Here is an 18,734-nt window from a genome sequence, read left to right as displayed (position 1 = left end):
CTCCGATAACGGCTCCGAGTTCGAGGCCGACTTCTCCAAGGCGCTCGCCACGCAGGGGATCCAGCGCTGGTACACGTATCCCAAGACACCCAAGATGAACGCGCATGTCGAACGCTTCAATCGAACCGTGCAGGAGTCCTTCGTGGACTACCACGAAGACCTGCTCTTTACCGACCTGGATGCGTTCAACCAGCAGCTGGCCAACTGGCTCGTCTTCTACAACGCCGAGCGCCCCCACCACGCCCTCGGCCAGCGACCCCCGCTACACTTCCTGCTCCAGCACCAACCCGAGTGCCAAAGGTGGTGGACTCATACAGTTCCTTGCTCTCCGTTCAGACGGTCGGCTACGATCGAGAGCGCCCGCTGCCACCGCCGCCAGGCGGTGGTCCGGTCGCAGCCGAAGCGGGCGCAGATGTCGCGCCAGCGGTGGCGCTCGGCGCGCATCCACACGAGATGCCGTTCCTCTTCCTCCAGCCACAAGACCCAGCGCATGGTCTCGAGCATGCGCTCGATAGCCTCAGGGCTGGGTGGGAAGCGCCGGATCGTGGGTTCGGCCCCCAGCGTCTCCCAGGGCATGCGCCGGATCGCGGGCCAGGTGTTGAAGTAGCCCTGCACGCGCACGGGCGGCAGGCGGTGGGCGGTGATGGCCGCCTCCCGGAAGCGTTCGGCCACACGCTCGACGGTCCACTCAGCCATGGCGCGCCTCCCGTGCACCGTAGAGCCGCTCGCCGATTCGGCGGATCAGCTCGCGTTCCATCCAGTCGAGCCGGTCGTCCTCGAGGGAGACGACGAGCAGGCGTTGCTCGCGCCAGCCGCGGCGCTTGACGGCCTCCACGTCCATCGGCTCGGGCTGCAGGCGCCCCAGCGGGCAGCGGTAGCGAGGGGTCGGGATGTCCATCTCACGCCTCCTGCGCCGCGTCGTGATGCTGGATGGCCCAGTGCAGCAGGGCCAGCGCGTCGGCTTCGTTGTCGTCGGTGGGCAGGTAGCCGCGCGCGCGCATGGCCGCCATCATCTCGTCCTTGCTCGCATTGCCCTTACCGGTGGCGTGCTTCTTGATCGTGCCCACCGGCACGCCCTGGTACGGGATGCCGTGGTGCTCGCACCAGGCGGTCAGCTGGGCCATGAAGCCGCCGTAGGCGTGGGCGGCATCCACTCCGGCGTGGCGGCGGACCTCCTCGAAGTACACCGCATCCAGCCCGTCCGCCGATTGTTTGACCTCGGTGAGCCAGCGCTTGAAGCGCAGGTAGCGCATGCCGCCGCCCTCGAAGCGCTGGGGCTTGAAGGACTCCGAGCCGCTGGTGATGGAGCCGTCACGGCCGAGCAGCGCCCAGCCGGTCCGCGTGCCGAGGTCGAGGCTCAGGATCGCTGCACCGGGTTCTCGGCCCCTATCACCCAAACCGGGCAGACCCCTTCGGGTCGGGGGAGAGGACACGACGTGGTCCTCTCCCCCCGAAGGGGGGAGGGAGTTTTCGCCAACTGGGAAATCCCCGAAAGGTAAGTAAAAACATGGTGTTAGCTCAGTTGGCAAATTGGCAGGCGTTGCCAACTGCCAACTTGCCGACTGATCTGTAATGCATTGATTTTTTTGATTTTCCAGTTGGCAGACGTTTGCCAACTGAATCCAGTTGGCAAAATTCGGGTTCCAGTTGGCAGAATTTTTGCCAACTTGCCTGCGCGTGTTCATGCGTCCTCCTGCGGGTCGATGAAGTCGTCTTGGTAAACCCACACCTCGGGGTTCTCGACCGGCAATGCGGCCCCCGATTGCGGGCATTTGAAGTGGGTAGGTAATACCGGTAGCTCGCGCAGCGGCACTTCGCCGGTGTCGGGATCGGGCTCGCCCGCCGGTATGCGCAGCACCATGCCCTCGACGCACAGGTAGCCGTACTTGGTGCGGCCGATGCGTGGCAGGCCATAGTCCTGTGCGTTGCGGAAGTACTTGATGTAACCCTGGGTCGAAAGCGCAGAGAGGCGCTCGCGGATGGTGCGCTCGCCGCCCAGACCGGCCTTGCCTTCGAAGGATTCGGCGAACTGGTTGGCGGTGTAGCAGCGCCCCTGGGCCGCCTCGTCGAACAGGATCTGCAGGATGGCGTCGCGCTTGCGCCGGCGCTCGGCATCGAGGCGCTCGCCATAGTCCCTCATCACCAGCCGCGCGTTGGCATCCACCTCCCGCCACTCGCCCTGGATCTTGTCCACGTGCATCGACGGGATGGCGGCACCGTTGCGCAGCTCGAAGAAGAGCTGGCGCGTGGTTCGCGTTTCGTCCGGTCGAAACAGCAGCATGCCGGTGGTGTAGTAACCGCGCAGGCTGCCGGCCCCGGCCAGCGCCTGGAACGGGTCCTCCTCGAACTGCTTCTTGCCGAGTTTTTTGGTGTGGTGGGCCAGCACGATGCCGGCGTCCGGGTTCACCGCATCGCGCAGGCGTTCGACCCGCTGCGACAGGAAGTAGAGCATCGCCGCGTTGTCGTTCTCGCCGCCGGACTCCCCGCCGTCGAAGACGTTGCGGATGGGGTCGATGGCGATGATGTCCGGCAGCTCGTCGCCGAAGGCCTGCTTGATCGCGGGGATGACCTGGGCGAGGCCGGCGTCGTCCAGGATCAGCCGCAGCTGCGGCGTGGCGACGAAGTTGACGCGCGCTTCACCGATGCGACTGGGCGGTAGGCGGATCTCCTTCACACGCTCGCGCAGGTAGTGGTACTGCACCTCGGCTTGCAGATAGAACACCCGCAGCGGGCGCGGCGGCGTCATGGCGAGGAAGGTGGCGCCCGCCGCCATGTGCGTGAGCCATGCGAGCAGAAAGTCACTCTTGCCGACCTTGGGCGCACCGCCGAATACCAGCAGGCCGCCGGGTGTGAGCACGCGCGGTGCGATGAGATCGGGCGGCAACGGCGAGTCGTCGTCGAGCAGCGCACCCAGGGTGAAGGTCGGCAGTGTCGGCGCCGCCCCCTTGACGACCCTGCGCTCGCCCTCACGAATGAAGGTGGCGCAGTCGAAGCCCTCGGCCACGGCATCGGCCGCGTCCCACTTGTCCGGTTTATCCATGGGCGGCACGAGGATGGCGACCGACGCCGCGCCCGCCGTCACGCAGGCACGGGCGGCGTTCTCCGCGTAGTCCCAGCCCGGGACGTCGCGATCCGGCCAGACCAGCACGTGCTTGCCCGCGAGCGGCGTCCAGTCGGTCTTGTCGATCGGCGCCCGCGCGCCGTTCATGGCCGTGGTCGCCGTGATGCCCGTCCCGATCAGGGCGCAAGCCGCCTTCTCGCCCTCGACCAGCACCACGTCACGCGCATTGGCCACGGCCGGCAGGTTGTAGAGCGGACGCGGATCGGGGGCGCGCCACATGCGGGCGCGCACGTCCCAGGGGCGGTACTCCTTGCCGGTGGGCGGGTCGTAGCGGTAGACGCAGGCGATCAGTCTGCCATCCGCCGTGAGGTAGTCCCACTTGGCGGTATAAGGGCCGAGTTCGTCGACGGGGGCGCTGCGGGCATTCGATCGCTCCGGGGTGTGACCGATGGATGGTGCAAGCCCGAGCCATTGACGGATTTCCTCCGCGATCCGGGGGAAGTCGTGCCGGGCGGAGAGTCCACGGGAACGGGCCCACAGATCGATGACGTCGCCGCCTTCGTCGGTCGCAAAATCCTTCCACAGCCCACGCCGTTCACCATCGAGCTCGACCACCAGGCTCTTGCCGCGATTGCCGTCGATATCGCCGACATAGAATTTACCGCCGCGGATGCGGCCCTGCGGGAACAGGTAGAGCAGCACCGCCTCCAGGCGCTCGAGCAGGCCTCGGCGCAGCGAATCGGTATCGGGGAGTGCCATTCCCTGCTGTTCGGGTGCGTCGTTGTAGTCGAGCCAAATGACGTCTGCCATCAAGCCGACCCCCAACACCGGTCCTGCCAAGGGCACGACTTGCATGTGACATGGGTCGGCGTACTGGCGTGTCGGGGCAGTAGCTCGCCCGCCTCGGTGGCGGTGATGACGCGCACGGCCCGGTCCGACATGCGCTGCGCGAGCCCGCCATCGAACGGTACGAGTTCGAACCAGATCTCCTCGCTGTCCTTGTTGATGGCGGTGAACAGCGCGGGATTGCTCGCGATGCCCGGCACGGCGCCTTCCATGTAGGCCTGGTAGACGGCGATCTGCGCGGCATAGATCGGCTTGGCGCGCGCCACACCCTGCTTGACGGTTTCGCGCCAGGACTTGTCGTTCATCGTCTTGCACTCCCACAGCGCGGGATAAGCAAGCTCGATGTCGGCAGGGCCGGCGGCGAGAATCCCGTCGACGTGCCCCTGGATGCGTCCGCCGGCGACGGAGAAACCGAACTGCTCCCCATCGGCCCTGCGGGTGTAGAGCTCGAAGCCGGCGAGGCGCAGCCAGCGGATCGCCAGATCCTCCAGGGCATGGCCGACCTCGAACACCCGCAACACCCGCCCGGGCAGCTCGCGCCCCGGATCGACCGCGGCCTGGGCGTACTCGTACTGCAGGGCGCGCTCGCAGGCCACGCCGAGCCGGGAGGCACCGAGGTAGGTCCGAGATACCTGTGCTGCCCGTTCACGCGCCAGCGCTTCGTCGATGACAGCGTTGACGCGCTCGTGGAACCTGGGGCGGTGGTTGTAATCGAGCATCACCGCCTCCTCAAAACGGCACATCGTCGGGCGTGCGCTCCCGCAGGTTGTCGAAGTAGGCGGTGAGCACCACATCGACCAGTTGCAGGACCTCTTCCCGGGTGTAGCTCGCGAGCGACCGGTCCATGCCGATGGACGCCACGTACTCGCCGAGCGAGGGCAGGACCGCCTCCATGGCGGCCTTCTCGTTATGGGTGGGATCGATCACGACACCGCCTCCCGCCTTCAGTCGTTGCAGATGAATGTCCTGGCAGCGCATGGAGCAGAAGCGCTTGAACAGGCGCTTGCCGTCCGGCGCACGCGAGCCGTTCCTCGGCGACAGCCAGCAGAAGCCGCGTCCCTCTCGTCCGCAGATCGCGCATATCACGCCGCCCTCCGGTGTTCGTCGTTGGCTGCCAGCACAAGGCGATGGATCGACGACTTGTTGAACTGGAACGCGAGCAGCGCCGAGGCCTGGTAGCGGGTGAGCCCGAAGTCGGCGCGCATGGCCTGCGGCAGGTAGCGCAGCTGCTTCTCGGTGGGCGGTTCGTTGAGCCAGCGGCGGGTCTTGTGGGCGGTGTCGAGGGACTCGTTGTCGTTGAGCCAGTCGTCCGCCTTGGCCATGCAGACGCTGCGGTCGCCGACCGCCAGCAGACGGGGCGGAAGACTCCGGCCGCCACCGACCGCGTGCCAGCGCCCGTTGAGGAAGAAGATGCCGCCCCAGGCTTGGAGGCCGGTGGCCATCAAGGCATCGTCGCAGCCGAAGAGATCGCACCAGCGGAAGTTGGAGCGCTTGAGCAGGTCTATCTCCGTCATGACGAAGTCGTCCATGGCTTCCGCCTGCTCGGCCGGATCAATGGTCCACTCGAAGCCGCACAGTGGGCATTCGCGGCAGCCGAGCGGGACCAATGCCTCGCAGGAGGGGCACTCCTTGGTGGGCGCCTGCCCCTGGTGCTGGTGGCCGTCCAGGTTGGCCTCCTGCTCCAGCGAGCCGTGCATGAGGGTCGCGGTGCCGAAGTCGAGGACGATGCAATCGGTCTTGACCACGCCGGGATGCTCGGCCGGATCGACGGTGCGCAGCCCACGACCGATCATCTGGGTCAGTGTCGACTTGTGCGAGCTCGGTCGCAGCAGCACCACGCAGGACGTGGGCGTGTAGTCGTAGCCCTCGGTCAGCACCGCCACGTTGACGACGACTTGCGCCTCGCCGGTCTCGTACTCGGCCAGGCGCACCTTGCGCTCGGCGTCCGACAGATCACCGTGGATCAGCACGGCGCGAACGCCGGCGGCGACGAAGGCGTCGGCCACGCACTGCGCGTGGGCCACGGTGGAGCAGAACACGATGGTCTTGCGGTCGCCGGCCTTCTCGCGCCAATGACGGATCACCGCGTCGGTGATCGGCGTCCTGTTGAGGATCGCCTCCACCTCGGTCATGTCGAAGTCGGTGGCGGTGCGGCGCACCTGGGCGAGGGCCGATTGCGCGCCGACATCAATGACGAAGGTGCGCGGCGGCACCAGATGGCCGGAGGCGATGAGCTCGCCCAGGGTGATCTGGTCGGCCACGTTGCTGAAGACCTCCCGCAGCCCCTTGCCGTCGCTGCGTGCGGGCGTGGCCGTGGCGCCGAAGATCAGCGCCCTGGGGTTGCGCGACAGCACGCGATCTATCACGCGCCGATAGGACGGCGAGGCGGCATGGTGCGCCTCGTCGACCACCAGCAGATCGAGCGTGGGCATCGCGTCGAGATGCGCGTCGCGTGAGAGCGTCTGCACCATCGCGAAGGTGGCGCGCCCGGCCCAGGACTTCTCCTTGGCATCGAACACCGAGGTCGCGACGCCCGGATTGACCCGGCCGAACTTCTCCCGGTTCTGGGCGGTGAGCTCATCGCGGTGCGCGAGGATGCAGGCCTTCGCGTCGGGCTCCTCCAACACGCCGCCGGCGACCGCCGACAGCATGATGGTCTTGCCGGAGCCGGTCGGGCCGATGGCCAGGGTGTTGCCGTGCAGGTAGAGCGCGGCGAGCGAGCGCTCCACCAGCAGGGCCTGACGGGGACGAAGCATCATGCCCGCAGCCCCCCTTACTGCGCCCAGCTCGGGCGGCCCGTGACCGGAGCGCGACCCGTAGCCTGGGCATAGGCGTTCGGGGTGGTGGTCGACGGCACCGGTGCACGCGCTGCCCCCATCAATGCGGCGTAGTCCTTGTGATCGGGCTGGATCGCCTGCTTGATGACTGCCTTGTCCTGGCCGTTCTGGTCCTTCTCCCAATCGACCTTGCCGAGGAACTCGATGCCGTCGAGGTCGGCGAACCCGGCGATGCGCCGGGCGTTCTGGGCCTGGGGACTGGCGTCGCCCGGATGGACGCCGCGCGCGGAGTTCAGGATCGCCTTGACGAAGGCGCGGCCCATATTGGCCCACTCGGGGCCCTTGGGGCTATGGAGGCCGATCAGCGACCACATCTTGCGGCGGGCGTACTCGCCCTCCATCACGACGAACTCGCAGTTGAGGTACACCGAACCGGTGTTGTCGTTGCGGGTGGCGTAGCCGCCGGTCCAGCCCTGGCTCGCATCGTCGAAGCCGCCGGGGCGGATGGTCATGCGCACGCGCACCAGCGTGCCCTTGGGGATCAGGTCGAACGAAGACTGCTCGTTGGCATCGTTGAAATCGAAATAACTCATGGTCGTGGCTCCTTATTGCTGTACGGGTTCGGAAGGCGCGGGGCGCGCGAAGTCGAGGCGTTCGAGGGCGGGGCGCGCGGGGCTGGCGATCTTGGCCATCAGCCGGCCAAGATGCGGCTCCTCGATCTGGTCCAGGCGGCCGGAGCGGTCCTTGGCGGGGTAGCCCCAGGGATTGAGCGTGTGGCAGACGAAGGCGCGGTAGGCGGTGCCGTCGTCGGCCTTGAGCTCGGCCAGCGTCACCACCTCGTCGACGATGCCCGGCAGCTCGAGCCCGGTCTTGGAACCGTCGATCTGCAGTTGGAAGACGCGGCGATTGAAGTCGTCGAGTCGCTCGTCGAGGATGCCGACGAACCACACGTTCTTGCCGCGCGTGTGCTGCAGGTGGGTGAGCCAGGCGATCATCTCCTGGCCCATCAGGCCGTAGGCCCCGCGAAGGTCGGGCTTGCCGGTCTTCTCGGAGTAGGCCTGCGGCTGGCCCTTGCACCACTGCAGACACAGACGCCCGGCGACGGTGATCGAGTCGACGAACACGGTCTCGTACTTGTCGAGCACGCTGGGGTCGCCGAAGCGGGCGCAGACGGCGTCGAAGTGGGCCTGGCTGAACGGCTGGTCGTCGCGCAGCGCCGGGTTCGGCCCGCCGATGTACACCGCGAAGTCGCGGCATTCCTGCCAGGTGCGCGGCCGGATCGTGTCGCCGGCCCATCCTTCGACGGCGAGATCGCCCGCCTCGAGGTCGAAGAACAGGGTGGCCTCGGGCGCCAGCGTCCAGAGCTGCGAGGTCTTGCCGATGCCGCTCTTGCCGACCAGCACGCCCTTGACGCCGCGCTTCTCGGCCAGGCGCTGGTCGGCGGAGATGATGGGAAGGCTCATGAGCGGCCCTCCTTGTCGGCGATGGCGTCTCCGATCCGGTGCGCGCCGAGTGCACCGCGTTTACGGGCGAGGTCGTAGAGCTCCCGCAAGGCGTTCATGCGGCGACTGATGGGCCGGACCTCGTTTTCGAGGGCGATGACGGCGAAGGCGATCTGGTCCAGGGTGGCGCTTTCGAGCGGCATCTCGATACCATCCACGCGGACCGTGGCCGGCAACTCGTCCAGCAGGTAGGGATGCTTGTTCTTCAGCTTCTCGAGCAAAGTGCGGTTCTTGAACATGGCGGTCACTCCTTCATCAGGGCGAGGCGGAAGCCGGGCTTGCCGGTCTTGAGCGTGCGGGCGGGCGCGAAGGCGCTCTTCAGCGACTCCGGCCAGGCGTTGAACTTGGTTTCCGAGACGCGATAGCTGATCTCGACGTACTCGGCCGGGTCCTCGCCGCCGTTGGCGATGCGGCGAACGACCTCGGCAAGGCGCCGCTGATCCCACTCGACCCGCTTGGGTAGGTCGGCAGTGACGCGCACGTGGCCGTCATCGAAATGCACGATGCCGGTGTCCTTGCCGGCGGCCAGGCGCAGGGCATGGGCGCGGTCGGCGTATTTCAGTTCGAGTGCCCGGTCGATGTGCTCGACGATGGCGCGGGCCACCGAGAGCAGATCGGCGGCATCGTTCTTCAGCTGGAACAGCGCCTCGCTTTGCAGCGCGGCCAGCTCGCCGGCCGGCGTGGCGAGAACCTGGTCGGGGGTGAGGCGGCTCATGCGACACCTCCCGCGCCGACGCGCTCGGAGGTGCTCTTGCGCAGGCACTCCGCCTCGTAGGACTCGACGTCCTCGACGCGGTAGAGCACGCGGCCTTGGATCTTCAGAAAGACCGGCCCGATCCCTTCGGAGCGCCAGCGTTCCAAGGTGGCTTCGCTGACGCCCCAACGGTCGGCCAGTTGGCGTTGGTTGAGGTGTTTGATACTCACGTTTTTCTCCTTTCGGGTGATTGCGAAAACGTGAGGTCAGTGTCGGATTCGTGATGTGCGGGCGTCCGCCACCACCATGTACGGGCGGATGTACGGGCCCGGCCGAAACGGGGAAATACGGGCCACAGAAAACAAAAAACCGCCCGAAGGCGGTCATGCGGAACAGGGACGGGAAGATGCTGGGGTCAGTCGAGCAGGAACCCGTACTTGCCCTTCTCGGGGTTGGCGATGTAGTCCTCCCACTCGGTGTTGCCGCTGAAGAGGTTCTGCATGCGCTGGCTGCGGGCGGTTTTCTTGTCCGGGTATGCGGCCCCCAAGATTTCGCCGGCTGGCAACAGCCAACGGTCGTTCATTGCCTGCTCGTACATGTAGCGGACGGCCGCCGCTTGGCGTTCGCCCTTGATCACCCAGGGCTTGTTGCTCTTGCTGCGGATGGTGAGCGTGTTGGTGTACTCGTCGAAGTGGACCGGTAGGAGCGGGCGAAGCATCCCGTCCGCAGGCGTCGCCAGGATGCGATGGAGCAGGTCCATGTCCACGGTGGGTGTTGTCACGTAGTCGACGAGTACCTGGCGCACCGCCGCGAATCGGTAGTTCCTGGGGGGACGCACGAACTCGGGCAATGGCTGTCCCGACGTCAGGATCAGGCCTTGATCCGGCAGGGTCGGGGAATGGAAGTGCCGGAAGATGTCTTCAACCGATTGCGCGAGGCCGCGCGCGAACCAGACGTCAGTGTGTGCCGGGCCGACCCGAGCTTTGCCGAGATTCCAGAGCACTCCATCAATTGAGGGCGAGTCGATCCCTTTGCGCAGCGCCTTCGGAATGTCGAGCAGGTCGGCGACCACGCCGAGAAACGCGGTGGGGCGAACGGCATAGACTGCCGCTTCCGCGGCTTCGAGGAATTTCAGCCGGAAGGTTTCCGGGCAGCGATACCGGTACCGGGATGGATCGTCGTCTTCCTCCAGTTCGACGGGAACGTGTTCGTCGCGGCATGGCGCCGGGTAGGAGCCGGAGTACCCGATGCATTCGAGCCACGCATCCCGCTCCTTGGGCGGCATCCGCGTCATACGTGCGAGGTCCCAGCCAGGGACGCCGTGTAGGCGTTGTCCCTCGACATCGACGAGCGGCTGCCGAGATCGCTCGAACAGGTCGATCAGGTCAAGCAGCGACTTCGTCGACAGGCGCTTCGACGACATCGCCGATCTCCTTGACCAGCTGCCATTTGGCGAGCAGCCGATCGCACAGCGCGCGGTCCTTCTCGCGCTTGGTCTTGATGTTGCACTTGTTGTCGTCGCGCAGGATCACGGAGATCGTTCGCGCCCGCTCCCGCCCGACCTTCTTCAAACGGATCGACAATCTGGCGTAGGTCAGGCGGTGATGGCGGAAGTCGAAGGATGGGCCGATCAGCGACTTCGCGGCCGTGTGGATGTCGTCGGGGTCCTTGGCCCAGATCTTCACCAATAGCGAGCGGTGGTTTGAGTCCGAGTAGCCGAGCTCGGCCACCTTGACCGAGGCGACGTTTTCGCCTGAGAGGTCGAAGCTGCGCGGCGCCGCGAGGCTTTGGTAGTCGTACTGCTTGAGCGGGATCCTCTCGCCCGAGAAGGGAGACTGCAGCAGACAGTCCGCAGCGATACGCGCCAGCGCCTCGCGCCCGTCGGTCTCCCTGGACAGCACCTCCAGGTGGCCGTTGGCCGGCTCGTAGGTAATGTGGGAGGATACGGCGCGAACCACTTCCTGGGCCACCAACTCGCTCGCCTGCACGCAGTCGATGATCTCGGGCGGGCGGTTGTTGTGGACGCTGATCTGGTACAGATCGACGTCCTCGCCGGTCTGCGAGTTCGGCCGCAGCCGCTTGAAGATCTGAATGGCGACGTCGTCCTTGGCGCAACCGAGCTGCCGCGCCACGTTCTCGTGGAACGCCTCCTTCGCCTTCTCATCAGTGGCCATGACGAGAGCCTTCGGCGCGACGAAGCCCGAGTAGCACGTGACGCTCTGGCGGAACACGTCGGCCTGCCGGGCATCCAGCGCTTCCTTGAAGATCTCGGCGGCGTTCGCGTACAGCCACAAGGCACGTTCGTATTGGTCGCGCAAGGCATCGAAAGCTTCACGATCCGCATCATCGAAGATGCCGTCCCGGAATCCGTCGACGACATCCTGACCTGCACCGTCAGTCAACAGGATGATCTTCTCGGCGACCTCCTCGATCCTCTGCCGCTCCAGTACGGGCAAGGCGGCCAGCACAGCCTCCATGACTTGGCGATGTTCCGTCTTGGTCTTCTTCTTTTCGAGTTCTGGCATGACGAGCCCGAACTCCTCCGCCATGAAGGCGCGAAACAGCTCGGGCTTCAGGTGCCCGAGCAGCTTGGCCAAGTTTTCAGCATCGTTCATTCGTTCTTGTTCTCCCATGTGACGAAGAATCCTTTCCGGGCGTCAGTGCCGGCCGCTCAATCTTGCTTCGCGGTGAAGAGGGCGAGCCGCTTATTGATCTCGGCATTCGGCAGCCGTGTCCGCGGGTCGTCCAGCATGCCGCGCAGCGCCTTGGCGAGCGTGGGCTTGCGCACGATGCGGTGCTCGGCAAACCGGTCGATGACCCACAAGACGCCGTGCACCTCGAGGTGCTCTTCGTCGGCGAGGGCACGCATGCGCTTGTCACCCGTCAGCAACGGCCAGTCGTTCGTCACGGCCAGGGTGACGGCAAGGCAGTCGTGGAGGGTGAGCTTGGGCCGGGCCGTCTGATAAGTGACGGCCCGGGCCATGCCTTCCGCATCCAGGGACTCGACCCGCAGGCCCAACCCCTTGAGCTGCTCCCGATCGATCTCACCGAGATCGATGAGCTCGTCCTCGTACAGGGCGTCGGGTACCGCAAACTCGAACGGCAGCTTGAAGAGCGCCTCGAGGAGGGACCATTTCGCCAGCTCAATCAGAATCGAGGCGTCGCTCACCAATACCCGCACGATAGGTCACTCCGCGGGTCCTGACATGATCCGGCTCACCTCGCCCGTGCTCGTGCGCAGCAGCTCTGCGGCTTTGGGAAGCGAGATGATGTCCTCAGCAAGGGCGCGGAGCACCAGGCGCTGGAAGCGCCGGGGTTCCTCGTTTTCCGGGAGCGGCTCGGGCTCGGCCTTGCGCCAGGTGCGGCCGATGCCGCGAAACACGGCCTGCAAGGTCCCCTCGGTGATGACGCCGAGATCGCGCAGCCGGACGATCAGGGCGGCGGCGCTGACGCCGTACATGCGCTTGATCTCGATGATCTCGGCATAGCCGAAGGCATGGCGGCGCTGCCCGACCTCGAACAGCAGGTCCTCCCGGGGCATCAAGAGGGCGCTGGCGAAGCGCTGGCACGCTTTCTCCTCGTCCAGGTCGCCGTCGATGGCCATCACCATATGGCCGAGCTCGTGAGCCAGGGTGAAGCGCCGGCGTTCCACCGATTTCGCCACCGAACCCACGATGACCGGTACCTTCTCCTGGCCCGGCCGCGCCACCCGGCAGGTCAGTCCGTCGACCGAGAGCGGGAAGTCGAGCTTGAGCACCTTGATGCCGTGCTCTTCGAGCAGCTCGGTAACGTTGGGGATCGCGTCGCCACCCAGGTTCCAGGCCTTGCGGACGCTCTCGGCGGCGGTCTCCGCATCATCGAGGTCGGAGACCTTGAAGGGAGCCCCTTCGGGCTTGTCCCACACATGGCTGCCGATCTCCAGCAGGTCTTCGACGAGCAGGTAGCGGTCGAGGCTGTCCAGGACGGCGGCTTCCACCATGGCGCGCTCCTGGGCCCGGGTCGCAGCGGTCTTGCGAAACTCCACCCCCTCGAGGCGGATCTCCGAGGGGCTGAACAGGTAGCTCAGCGGGACGCCGAGCGCCTTGGCGAGTTTCAGGGCGGTCGCCGAACCGGGCAGCATCTCGTTGCGCTCATAGCGGCCGATCGCCTGGGCACTGACCGCATGGTTGATGGCATCGGCCAGTCCCCGAAGGGACAGGCCGGAGCGCTTGCGGGCCAGTTTCAGTCTTTCGCCAAACATTGGGGAGCGTCCTCTTTTGTTTACAGTTTACGCATGAAGCTTTGTTTTGTAAACATCGCCAATTCTGTTCGCTTGGCGCAACCCGATCCCGCGAACTCCTTCGCACCAGCCCCCATCGGTCCGCACCGGCCCGAAACTCCCTGATGGCCGAGGTCACGGCCTGACCGGACAATCTCGTCATCAAGCGAGTTGGACGTTCAGGACCGATACCGATGTGCACGATCAACCACCTACCACCCGAACGGATGACGCCGGAGCAGCGCCGGCGCGAAGCCGCATCCTTGCTGGCCCACGGCCTCGTCCGACTGCGCGAGGCCGTGTTCGCCCAGTCCGCAGGCGGCCCCGCGGAGAGCGAGTTTGAGCTTGGCTTCTCCGGCCACCAGCGCCTTCATAGCCACCCCGTCAACAACACTTTGGAGGAGGCTCCATGAAGGCAAGCACCGTCCCACCCACCCCGCCGAGCGTCGTCGCCCGGATCGCCGGGCTCCCGGATCTCTCGATAGAGGAAATGAGGGCGCTTTGGCGAGAACTCTTCGGCAGCGACAACCCGACGCCCAATCGCCAGTTCATGGAGCGGCGGATCGCGTACAAGCTGCAAGAGATCGAGTTCCGCAAGGTCGATCCCAGCCTCTTGGAGCGCAACAAGCGGCGCATCAAGGCCCTGGTGGAGACCGGCAAGGCGCGCAAGCTCGATCGCGACATCCGGCTGATGCCCGGCACCGTGCTCACCCGGGAGTACCAGGGGATCGAGCACCGGGTGACGGTCGCCCAGGACGGACAGTATGAGTTCGAGGGCAGGCGCTACCCGAGCCTGTCCATGATCGCCCGCGAGATCACCGGCACCCGCTGGTCCGGGCCGCTCTTCTTCGGCGTGAAGGCACCGGCCAAGGCGAAGAATCCGAAGAAGCAGGGAGGTCGGCGATGAACGAAGCCCTGAAGCGCCGCCTGCGCTGCGCCGTCTACACTCGGAAGTCCACCGACGAGGGGCTCGACCAGGAGTACAACTCCATCGACGCCCAGCGTGACGCCGGCCACGCCTACATCGCCAGCCAGCGCGCGGAGGGCTGGATTCCGGTGGCCGACGACTACGACGATCCCGCCTTCTCCGGTGGCAACATGGACCGGCCGGCGCTCAAGCGGCTGCTGGCCGACATCGAGGCCGGCAGGATCGACATCGTGGTGGTCTACAAGATCGATCGCCTGACGCGATCGCTGACTGACTTCTCGCGAATGATCGACGTCTTCGAGCGCCACGGGGTCTCCTTCGTCTCGGTCACCCAGCAGTTCAACACCACCACCTCGATGGGGCGGTTGATGCTCAACATCCTGCTCTCCTTCGCCCAGTTCGAGCGCGAGGTGACCGGCGAGCGCATCCGCGACAAGATCGCCGCCAGCAAGCGCAAGGGCATGTGGATGGGTGGCGTGCCGCCGCTCGGCTACGACGTCGAGAACCGGCGGTTGGTGCCCAACGAGCGCGAGGCCAAGATCGTCCGCCACATCTTCCAGCGCTTCGTCGAGCTCGGGTCCTCGACCCTGCTCGTGAAGGAGCTGCGCCTCGACGGCGTGACCTCCAAGGCCTGGACTACCCAAGACGGGCGGGTGCGCGATGGCAAGCCCATCGACAAGAGCCTCGTCTACAAGATCCTCAACAACCGCGTCTACCTGGGCGAGATCCGCCATCGCGATCAGTGGTATCCGGGCGAACACCCGCCCGTCGTCGAGCGCAGGCTGTGGGATGCCGCCCAGGCGATCCTCGCGCAGAACTCGCGTGTGCGAGGCAACAACACCCGCGCCCGGGTGCCGTTCCTGCTCAAGGGGATCGTCGTGGGGATCGATGGCCGGGCGCTCACGCCCTGGTCCACGCGCAAGAAGAACGGACGTATCTACCGCTACTACCTGCCGACGCGGGAGAACAAGGAGCACGCCGGCGCCTCCGGGCTGCCGCGCCTGCCGGCCGGTGAACTGGAGGCCGCCGTGCTGGAGCAGATGCGCCGGGTGCTGCGCGCCCCGGCCATGGTCGCCGGGGTGGCCGAGCGCGCCGCCCGGCTCGACCCCTCCCTGGACGAGGCCCAGGTCACGGTGGCCATGACCCGGCTGGATGCGATTTGGGATCAGCTCTTCCCGGCCGAGCAGCAGCGCATCGTGCGGCTCCTCATCGACAAGGTGATCGTCTCGCCGGACGACATCGAGGTGCGGTTCCGGCCCAACGGCATCGAGGTGCTCGCCCTGGAGCTGCGCCCCGAGCCCGCCCCGGAAACCCTTGAGGAGGCCGTGGCATGAATGAAATCTTGATCGACAAGACCGGTCAGCCAGAGGTGATCACCGCGAGCGACGGCAGCCTTACCATCGCTGTGCCGATCCGGATCAAGCGCCGCGGCAGCCGCAAGGCCGTGGCCCTTCCGGACGGCAGCGCTGTCCAGCCCCGTCCCTGGGATGACACGCCGACGCCGATCCAGCTCGCGCTCGCCCGCGGCCACCGCTGGCTGGCGATGGTGGAGTCCGGCGAGGCGCGCACGCTATCCGAGGTGGCCGAGCGCGAGGGGATGGATCGGGCCTATGTGAGTCGGATGGTGAACCTCACCACCCTGGCGCCGGACATCGTCGCCGCCATCCTCGACGAGACCCTGCCGCCGGAGGTGACCCTGTTTGATCTGGCGTCGGGGACGCCGCTGTTGTGGGATGAGCAGCGAGCCATCATCGATCGCTGATTGCCGCCGGCTCTGACCCTTCAGGTTGGCTTACTTGTCGAGAGACCAGCCGGAGGCCTTGATCAGCTGCAGAACCCGTCCGACTTGGGATGAGGCCGGAGTGGTATCGATGAACGGGAAGAGTTCCTTCAGCATGTCGCCGAAGGTCAAGATCTCGATGGGGTTACCGCCGAGATGCTCACGAAACGTCGCGTTGTCCTGCCAGGCCGATCGGCTGCCGATGACTTTCGTGACGGCCGTGATGTAGGTGAACGAGGACGAACCCGTCAGTTCGGCGACCATCGTCCTGAACGCTGCGGCCCACTTCTCCCTGGTCAGTTCGCGAAACCCGCGCCAGGCCTCACGCCCCGAGACCACCTTGTTCTTGGCGATCGCATCGACCCAGTATTCGGGACGAAAGCCACCCTGCCAGCTCTTGCAGCTCACGACCATCACCCGACGCGCGCCGTCGAGTCGCGGATGGATGCCGATCACGTCGATGTCGCTATGCACGGCATCCTGGCGGGTGTCGTACTCCACATGATCGCCGGCAGGTCGAAACTTGATGTTGTGCCGGGTGAAGTACCCTTTGTGCTGCAGGTACTCGTCCACCATTTGTTCGAGGATGTCCTCTTTCATGCCTGTCCGCCCTCGCGATCGATCCGTTGGCTGGCAAATCCCTCGAACTCAGGCCGGAGGCGGCACTGCAGAAATGCCTCGAGGAGGTTGAGGACGTGGACACCGAGCGACGCATCGAGGATGAAGTTCACCCGATCGGTGTGCTCCCTGATCCAGCCGGGGACGTTCGTTTCGTTCAGGCCGGCGACGCCGATGCGCTCGCCGTGTTTGATCAAGGAGGCTGCCAGAGTGCTCTTCGCGCTGCCGGCGTTGTAGTGTTGAGCCGTGTAGCGAGCAGCGCTGTTGGGGCCGACCTTCCCGACCTTCAGCACATGAGGCCCAAACGAGAAGACGTACACCGCCATGGTGCCGGGCGGTAATGTCTTGGGCGGCACGTGCGGCGCAGGGCACCGCTCGATCGCGATGGCATCAAGCGCCAACGAGACGCCAGCCATGCCGGCGACACGGTGAAAATCCTCCAAGAGCAGATCGGGATTCCAGGTCATCGGCCCGATTCCTCGCCGCTCGACATCCACCCGTTTCCGGCAAGCCATGTTTGCGGAAATGCAGCACCTTGCTGGAGCGCGTCCAGCGGGAATGACAGGAAGGCACGCAGACCGGCAACGACCTCGGAAAGCTGAAGCTCGTCCAAGGCATTCTTCCTCAAGAATGCTTGCCACTGAGTCTGCTTCTGCCGATCCTGCGCGAATTCGTCGCTCAATCCGAAAGGGACGCCATCCGGCAGGGGTGTCCTGCGGCGCTCGAAGGTGGCGTGGATCGCCTTGCACAGGAGCGCGCCGTCGAAGTCGGTGTAGCGCGACAAGATCCAGAGGTCGAAGTAATTCTTCATGCGGCTATTGGCGATGCCGAGTGACACCAGCGCCTCCAGTTTCTCGGCGACGACCGTGTAGCGGGGGTAGGCACGCAGCTTCGGGGCAGGCATGTCCGGCAGCATCACCGGGTAATCGACAGCCTCGGGGCCGGGTGTCACGGCGTCACCGAAACCCACGTCGACCTGTACGTGGCATCGGGCACCGTCCAACAGTCCGAGGAGCGTGACCCGGACACCGGAGTAGTTGGCTTCCTTGCGGATCTCCTCCGCGTGTACCGAGTCAGGCTGGAAGCGTATGCCGTCGTCCAGTTCCACCGCACAGATCTCCCGAAACGCCGCCTCGACATGCGGAATCTCGGCCGAGCCGAAGCCCAGCAGGTCGGCGTCGCGTGTCGGACGATGCGGGATGTCGAACCACAAGTCGAACAGCAGCGCACCTTTCAGCAGGAACTGGTCGGCGTGGGGGGAGATGCTGAGCCGGTAAAGCAGGCGCTCAAGCGCATAGCGGGTCAAGATCAGATTGAAGTCTTGCCGGGTCTCGCGGGCGCGGTTGAGCAGGCGGGTGCGTACCGAGGCGGCGGTGTTGCGGCTGCTCACGTCAGGCTCTCCAAGTAGGGACGCATGACATTGGCCACCCGGCACAGCTGGGCAGACCGCCACAGCTCGTCCATGCCCACGCGTTTTCCTTTCCAGGCCTCACGCAGCGCCTCCAGCGCGACATCCAGGCCGATCTTGTTGCGGTACTTGAAGCAGTCAGCCACCGTGCGGGCGACGTTGGTCACGCGCACCGGCACACCATCGATGAGGTGCTCCTCGACCCCCTCCGTCAGCGCGGCGCCAGAGAAGCGCACGATGCGCAGCGGGGGATAGTCCATCTTTGGCGCGCGTGCCTTGTTGGGAATTGCCAGCCAGACCTCGAACGGCGACTGTGTGGTGAGTTCATGTAGGCGCAGTGCCGACAGCAGGCAGACGATGGCTTGCGGGTGCTTGCGTGCCACCTCGGAGAGTACGCCGTGTTCCGAGACGGCCCGGTCCGGAATTGCGTACAGGCCCCGTCCCACGCGCTGGAGCAGCCCTTGCCGCACCAGCCGCGTGAGGGCGATCGTGGGCAGCCCACGCTCATTGAGATCGCGTGGGCGAATAAGGCCGCGCTGGGCGGCAAGATCCAGAATGCTCTGGTGCGAACTGTCCATGTCGTCATAATGTTGCGAAACGTCGGTAGTTGTCAAGAACTACCGACAAAACACAACGGCCATGGTTTCCTTTGCCTGCCGATGCCGCAATCCAACCGTTTGATTCGTCAGCACGTAACCCATTGATCTGTATAGGTCCACGTTGCGGCCTCTGCGGACTTCGGCCCTTAGCCGGCGAGCGAGGCTGGAGAGAAGAATGGCCAGGAGAGAGCGAAATGGGGCCGAGATGGGCGAGACGACCGGAGGAAGGAAGTCCGCAGGAATCCGCAGGAGTCCCCGCGAAC

Annotated in this window: 24 protein-coding genes and 1 pseudogene; 5 read left to right on the top strand and 20 right to left on the bottom strand. The window is 65.7% G+C overall.

Annotated features, from left to right (window positions below):
• Positions 1 to 94 precede the first annotated feature (94 nt).
• Positions 95 to 202: pseudogene (locus BUA29_RS12410) on the top strand (integrase core domain-containing protein); the annotation flags it as partial.
• A gap of 107 nt (positions 203 to 309) precedes the next feature.
• Here BUA29_RS12410 and BUA29_RS12405 read toward each other — a convergent pair.
• The 16 genes from BUA29_RS12405 to BUA29_RS04460 form a co-directional block, all read right to left on the bottom strand.
• Positions 310 to 576 (bottom strand): DUF6362 family protein, encoded by a 267-nt coding sequence (locus BUA29_RS12405; protein ID WP_245770505.1) that lies wholly within the window; start codon positions 574 to 576, stop codon positions 310 to 312.
• Between the two features lie 112 nt (positions 577 to 688).
• On the bottom strand, positions 689 to 898 hold the full coding sequence (locus BUA29_RS04530) for a hypothetical protein (protein WP_019562367.1): 210 nt from the start codon (positions 896 to 898) through the stop codon (positions 689 to 691).
• Position 899: 1 nt separating this feature from the next.
• Entirely contained in the window at positions 900 to 1,685 is a 786-nt protein-coding gene (locus tag BUA29_RS12400; protein ID WP_245770504.1) for a crossover junction endodeoxyribonuclease RuvC, read from the bottom strand.
• Positions 1,682 to 3,916 (bottom strand): AAA family ATPase, encoded by a 2,235-nt coding sequence (locus BUA29_RS04520; RefSeq protein WP_218587155.1) that lies wholly within the window; start codon positions 3,914 to 3,916, stop codon positions 1,682 to 1,684. The genes BUA29_RS12400 and BUA29_RS04520 overlap by 4 nt, the downstream gene beginning before the upstream one ends.
• Positions 3,871 to 4,626 (bottom strand): PD-(D/E)XK nuclease family protein, encoded by a 756-nt coding sequence (locus tag BUA29_RS04515; RefSeq protein ID WP_072755427.1) that lies wholly within the window; start codon positions 4,624 to 4,626, stop codon positions 3,871 to 3,873. The genes BUA29_RS04520 and BUA29_RS04515 overlap by 46 nt, the downstream gene beginning before the upstream one ends.
• 10 nt (positions 4,627 to 4,636) lie before the next feature.
• Positions 4,637 to 4,993 (bottom strand): DUF6511 domain-containing protein, encoded by a 357-nt coding sequence (locus BUA29_RS04510; RefSeq protein WP_127478525.1) that lies wholly within the window; start codon positions 4,991 to 4,993, stop codon positions 4,637 to 4,639.
• On the bottom strand, positions 4,990 to 6,666 hold the full coding sequence (locus BUA29_RS04505; RefSeq protein WP_072755425.1) for a DEAD/DEAH box helicase: 1,677 nt from the start codon (positions 6,664 to 6,666) through the stop codon (positions 4,990 to 4,992). The genes BUA29_RS04510 and BUA29_RS04505 overlap by 4 nt, the downstream gene beginning before the upstream one ends.
• Positions 6,667 to 6,680: 14 nt before the next feature.
• Complete coding sequence (locus BUA29_RS04500; RefSeq protein WP_072755424.1) at positions 6,681 to 7,277, bottom strand: hypothetical protein; 597 nt, start codon at positions 7,275 to 7,277, stop codon at positions 6,681 to 6,683.
• A 12-nt stretch (positions 7,278 to 7,289) separates the two neighbouring features.
• Positions 7,290 to 8,147 carry an ATP-binding protein gene (locus BUA29_RS04495; protein WP_072755423.1) on the bottom strand — a complete coding sequence of 286 codons (858 nt, stop codon included), beginning with the start codon at positions 8,145 to 8,147 and terminating at the stop codon, positions 7,290 to 7,292.
• On the bottom strand, positions 8,144 to 8,425 hold the full coding sequence (locus tag BUA29_RS04490) for a hypothetical protein (protein ID WP_072755422.1): 282 nt from the start codon (positions 8,423 to 8,425) through the stop codon (positions 8,144 to 8,146). The genes BUA29_RS04495 and BUA29_RS04490 overlap by 4 nt, the downstream gene beginning before the upstream one ends.
• A 5-nt stretch (positions 8,426 to 8,430) precedes the next feature.
• Positions 8,431 to 8,901 carry a hypothetical protein gene (locus tag BUA29_RS04485; protein WP_024892259.1) on the bottom strand — a complete coding sequence of 157 codons (471 nt, stop codon included), beginning with the start codon at positions 8,899 to 8,901 and terminating at the stop codon, positions 8,431 to 8,433.
• Positions 8,898 to 9,110 carry a helix-turn-helix transcriptional regulator gene (locus BUA29_RS04480; protein WP_024892258.1) on the bottom strand — a complete coding sequence of 71 codons (213 nt, stop codon included), beginning with the start codon at positions 9,108 to 9,110 and terminating at the stop codon, positions 8,898 to 8,900. Before BUA29_RS04480 ends, BUA29_RS04485 begins: the two co-directional genes overlap by 4 nt.
• A 185-nt stretch (positions 9,111 to 9,295) precedes the next feature.
• On the bottom strand, positions 9,296 to 10,303 hold the full coding sequence (locus BUA29_RS04475) for a hypothetical protein (protein WP_024892257.1): 1,008 nt from the start codon (positions 10,301 to 10,303) through the stop codon (positions 9,296 to 9,298).
• On the bottom strand, positions 10,266 to 11,477 hold the full coding sequence (locus BUA29_RS04470) for a hypothetical protein (protein WP_201769619.1): 1,212 nt from the start codon (positions 11,475 to 11,477) through the stop codon (positions 10,266 to 10,268). Before BUA29_RS04470 ends, BUA29_RS04475 begins: the two co-directional genes overlap by 38 nt.
• Positions 11,478 to 11,551: 74 nt before the next feature.
• Positions 11,552 to 12,061, bottom strand: a complete 510-nt coding sequence (locus BUA29_RS04465; RefSeq protein ID WP_024892255.1) for a PIN domain-containing protein — start codon at positions 12,059 to 12,061, stop codon at positions 11,552 to 11,554.
• 6 nt (positions 12,062 to 12,067) lie between these two features.
• On the bottom strand, positions 12,068 to 13,120 hold the full coding sequence (locus BUA29_RS04460) for a helix-turn-helix domain-containing protein (RefSeq protein ID WP_024892254.1): 1,053 nt from the start codon (positions 13,118 to 13,120) through the stop codon (positions 12,068 to 12,070).
• A 212-nt stretch (positions 13,121 to 13,332) separates the two neighbouring features.
• Here BUA29_RS04460 and BUA29_RS04455 point away from each other — a divergent pair, with 212 nt between their 5' ends.
• The 4 genes from BUA29_RS04455 to BUA29_RS04440 are packed head-to-tail and all read left to right on the top strand — an operon-like array spanning position 13,333 to position 15,828.
• Positions 13,333 to 13,551, top strand: a complete 219-nt coding sequence (locus tag BUA29_RS04455; RefSeq protein ID WP_072755421.1) for a hypothetical protein — start codon at positions 13,333 to 13,335, stop codon at positions 13,549 to 13,551.
• On the top strand, positions 13,548 to 14,045 hold the full coding sequence (locus BUA29_RS04450) for a DUF2924 domain-containing protein (RefSeq protein WP_072755420.1): 498 nt from the start codon (positions 13,548 to 13,550) through the stop codon (positions 14,043 to 14,045). The genes BUA29_RS04455 and BUA29_RS04450 overlap by 4 nt, the downstream gene beginning before the upstream one ends.
• Positions 14,042 to 15,400 (top strand): recombinase family protein, encoded by a 1,359-nt coding sequence (locus tag BUA29_RS04445; RefSeq protein ID WP_072755419.1) that lies wholly within the window; start codon positions 14,042 to 14,044, stop codon positions 15,398 to 15,400. Before BUA29_RS04450 ends, BUA29_RS04445 begins: the two co-directional genes overlap by 4 nt.
• Positions 15,397 to 15,828, top strand: a complete 432-nt coding sequence (locus tag BUA29_RS04440) for a hypothetical protein (RefSeq protein ID WP_072755418.1) — start codon at positions 15,397 to 15,399, stop codon at positions 15,826 to 15,828. The genes BUA29_RS04445 and BUA29_RS04440 overlap by 4 nt, the downstream gene beginning before the upstream one ends.
• A 30-nt stretch (positions 15,829 to 15,858) precedes the next feature.
• Here BUA29_RS04440 and BUA29_RS04435 read toward each other — a convergent pair whose 3' ends face one another.
• From BUA29_RS04435 to BUA29_RS04420, 4 genes are read right to left on the bottom strand one after another with little or no spacing between them, the layout of a single operon-like run.
• Entirely contained in the window at positions 15,859 to 16,446 is a 588-nt protein-coding gene (locus tag BUA29_RS04435; RefSeq protein ID WP_072755417.1) for an NERD domain-containing protein, read from the bottom strand.
• A complete protein-coding gene (locus BUA29_RS04430) occupies positions 16,443 to 16,931 on the bottom strand; it encodes a hypothetical protein (protein ID WP_024892248.1) in 489 nt (162 codons plus the stop codon). The genes BUA29_RS04435 and BUA29_RS04430 overlap by 4 nt, the downstream gene beginning before the upstream one ends.
• Complete coding sequence (locus tag BUA29_RS04425) at positions 16,928 to 17,854, bottom strand: nucleotidyl transferase AbiEii/AbiGii toxin family protein (protein ID WP_178137888.1); 927 nt, start codon at positions 17,852 to 17,854, stop codon at positions 16,928 to 16,930. The genes BUA29_RS04430 and BUA29_RS04425 overlap by 4 nt, the downstream gene beginning before the upstream one ends.
• Positions 17,851 to 18,450: a type IV toxin-antitoxin system AbiEi family antitoxin domain-containing protein gene (locus BUA29_RS04420; RefSeq protein WP_072755416.1), complete on the bottom strand. Its 600-nt coding sequence runs from the start codon at positions 18,448 to 18,450 to the stop codon at positions 17,851 to 17,853. The genes BUA29_RS04425 and BUA29_RS04420 overlap by 4 nt, the downstream gene beginning before the upstream one ends.
• Between the last annotated feature and the right edge of the window lie 284 nt (positions 18,451 to 18,734).

This window comes from Thermomonas hydrothermalis (genome assembly GCF_900129205.1).
GTDB classification, from domain to species: Bacteria; Pseudomonadota; Gammaproteobacteria; order Xanthomonadales; family Xanthomonadaceae; genus Thermomonas; species Thermomonas hydrothermalis.
The sequence above is the reverse complement of the archived record's forward strand: the minus strand, read 5'-3'. Positions and strand labels throughout refer to the sequence as shown.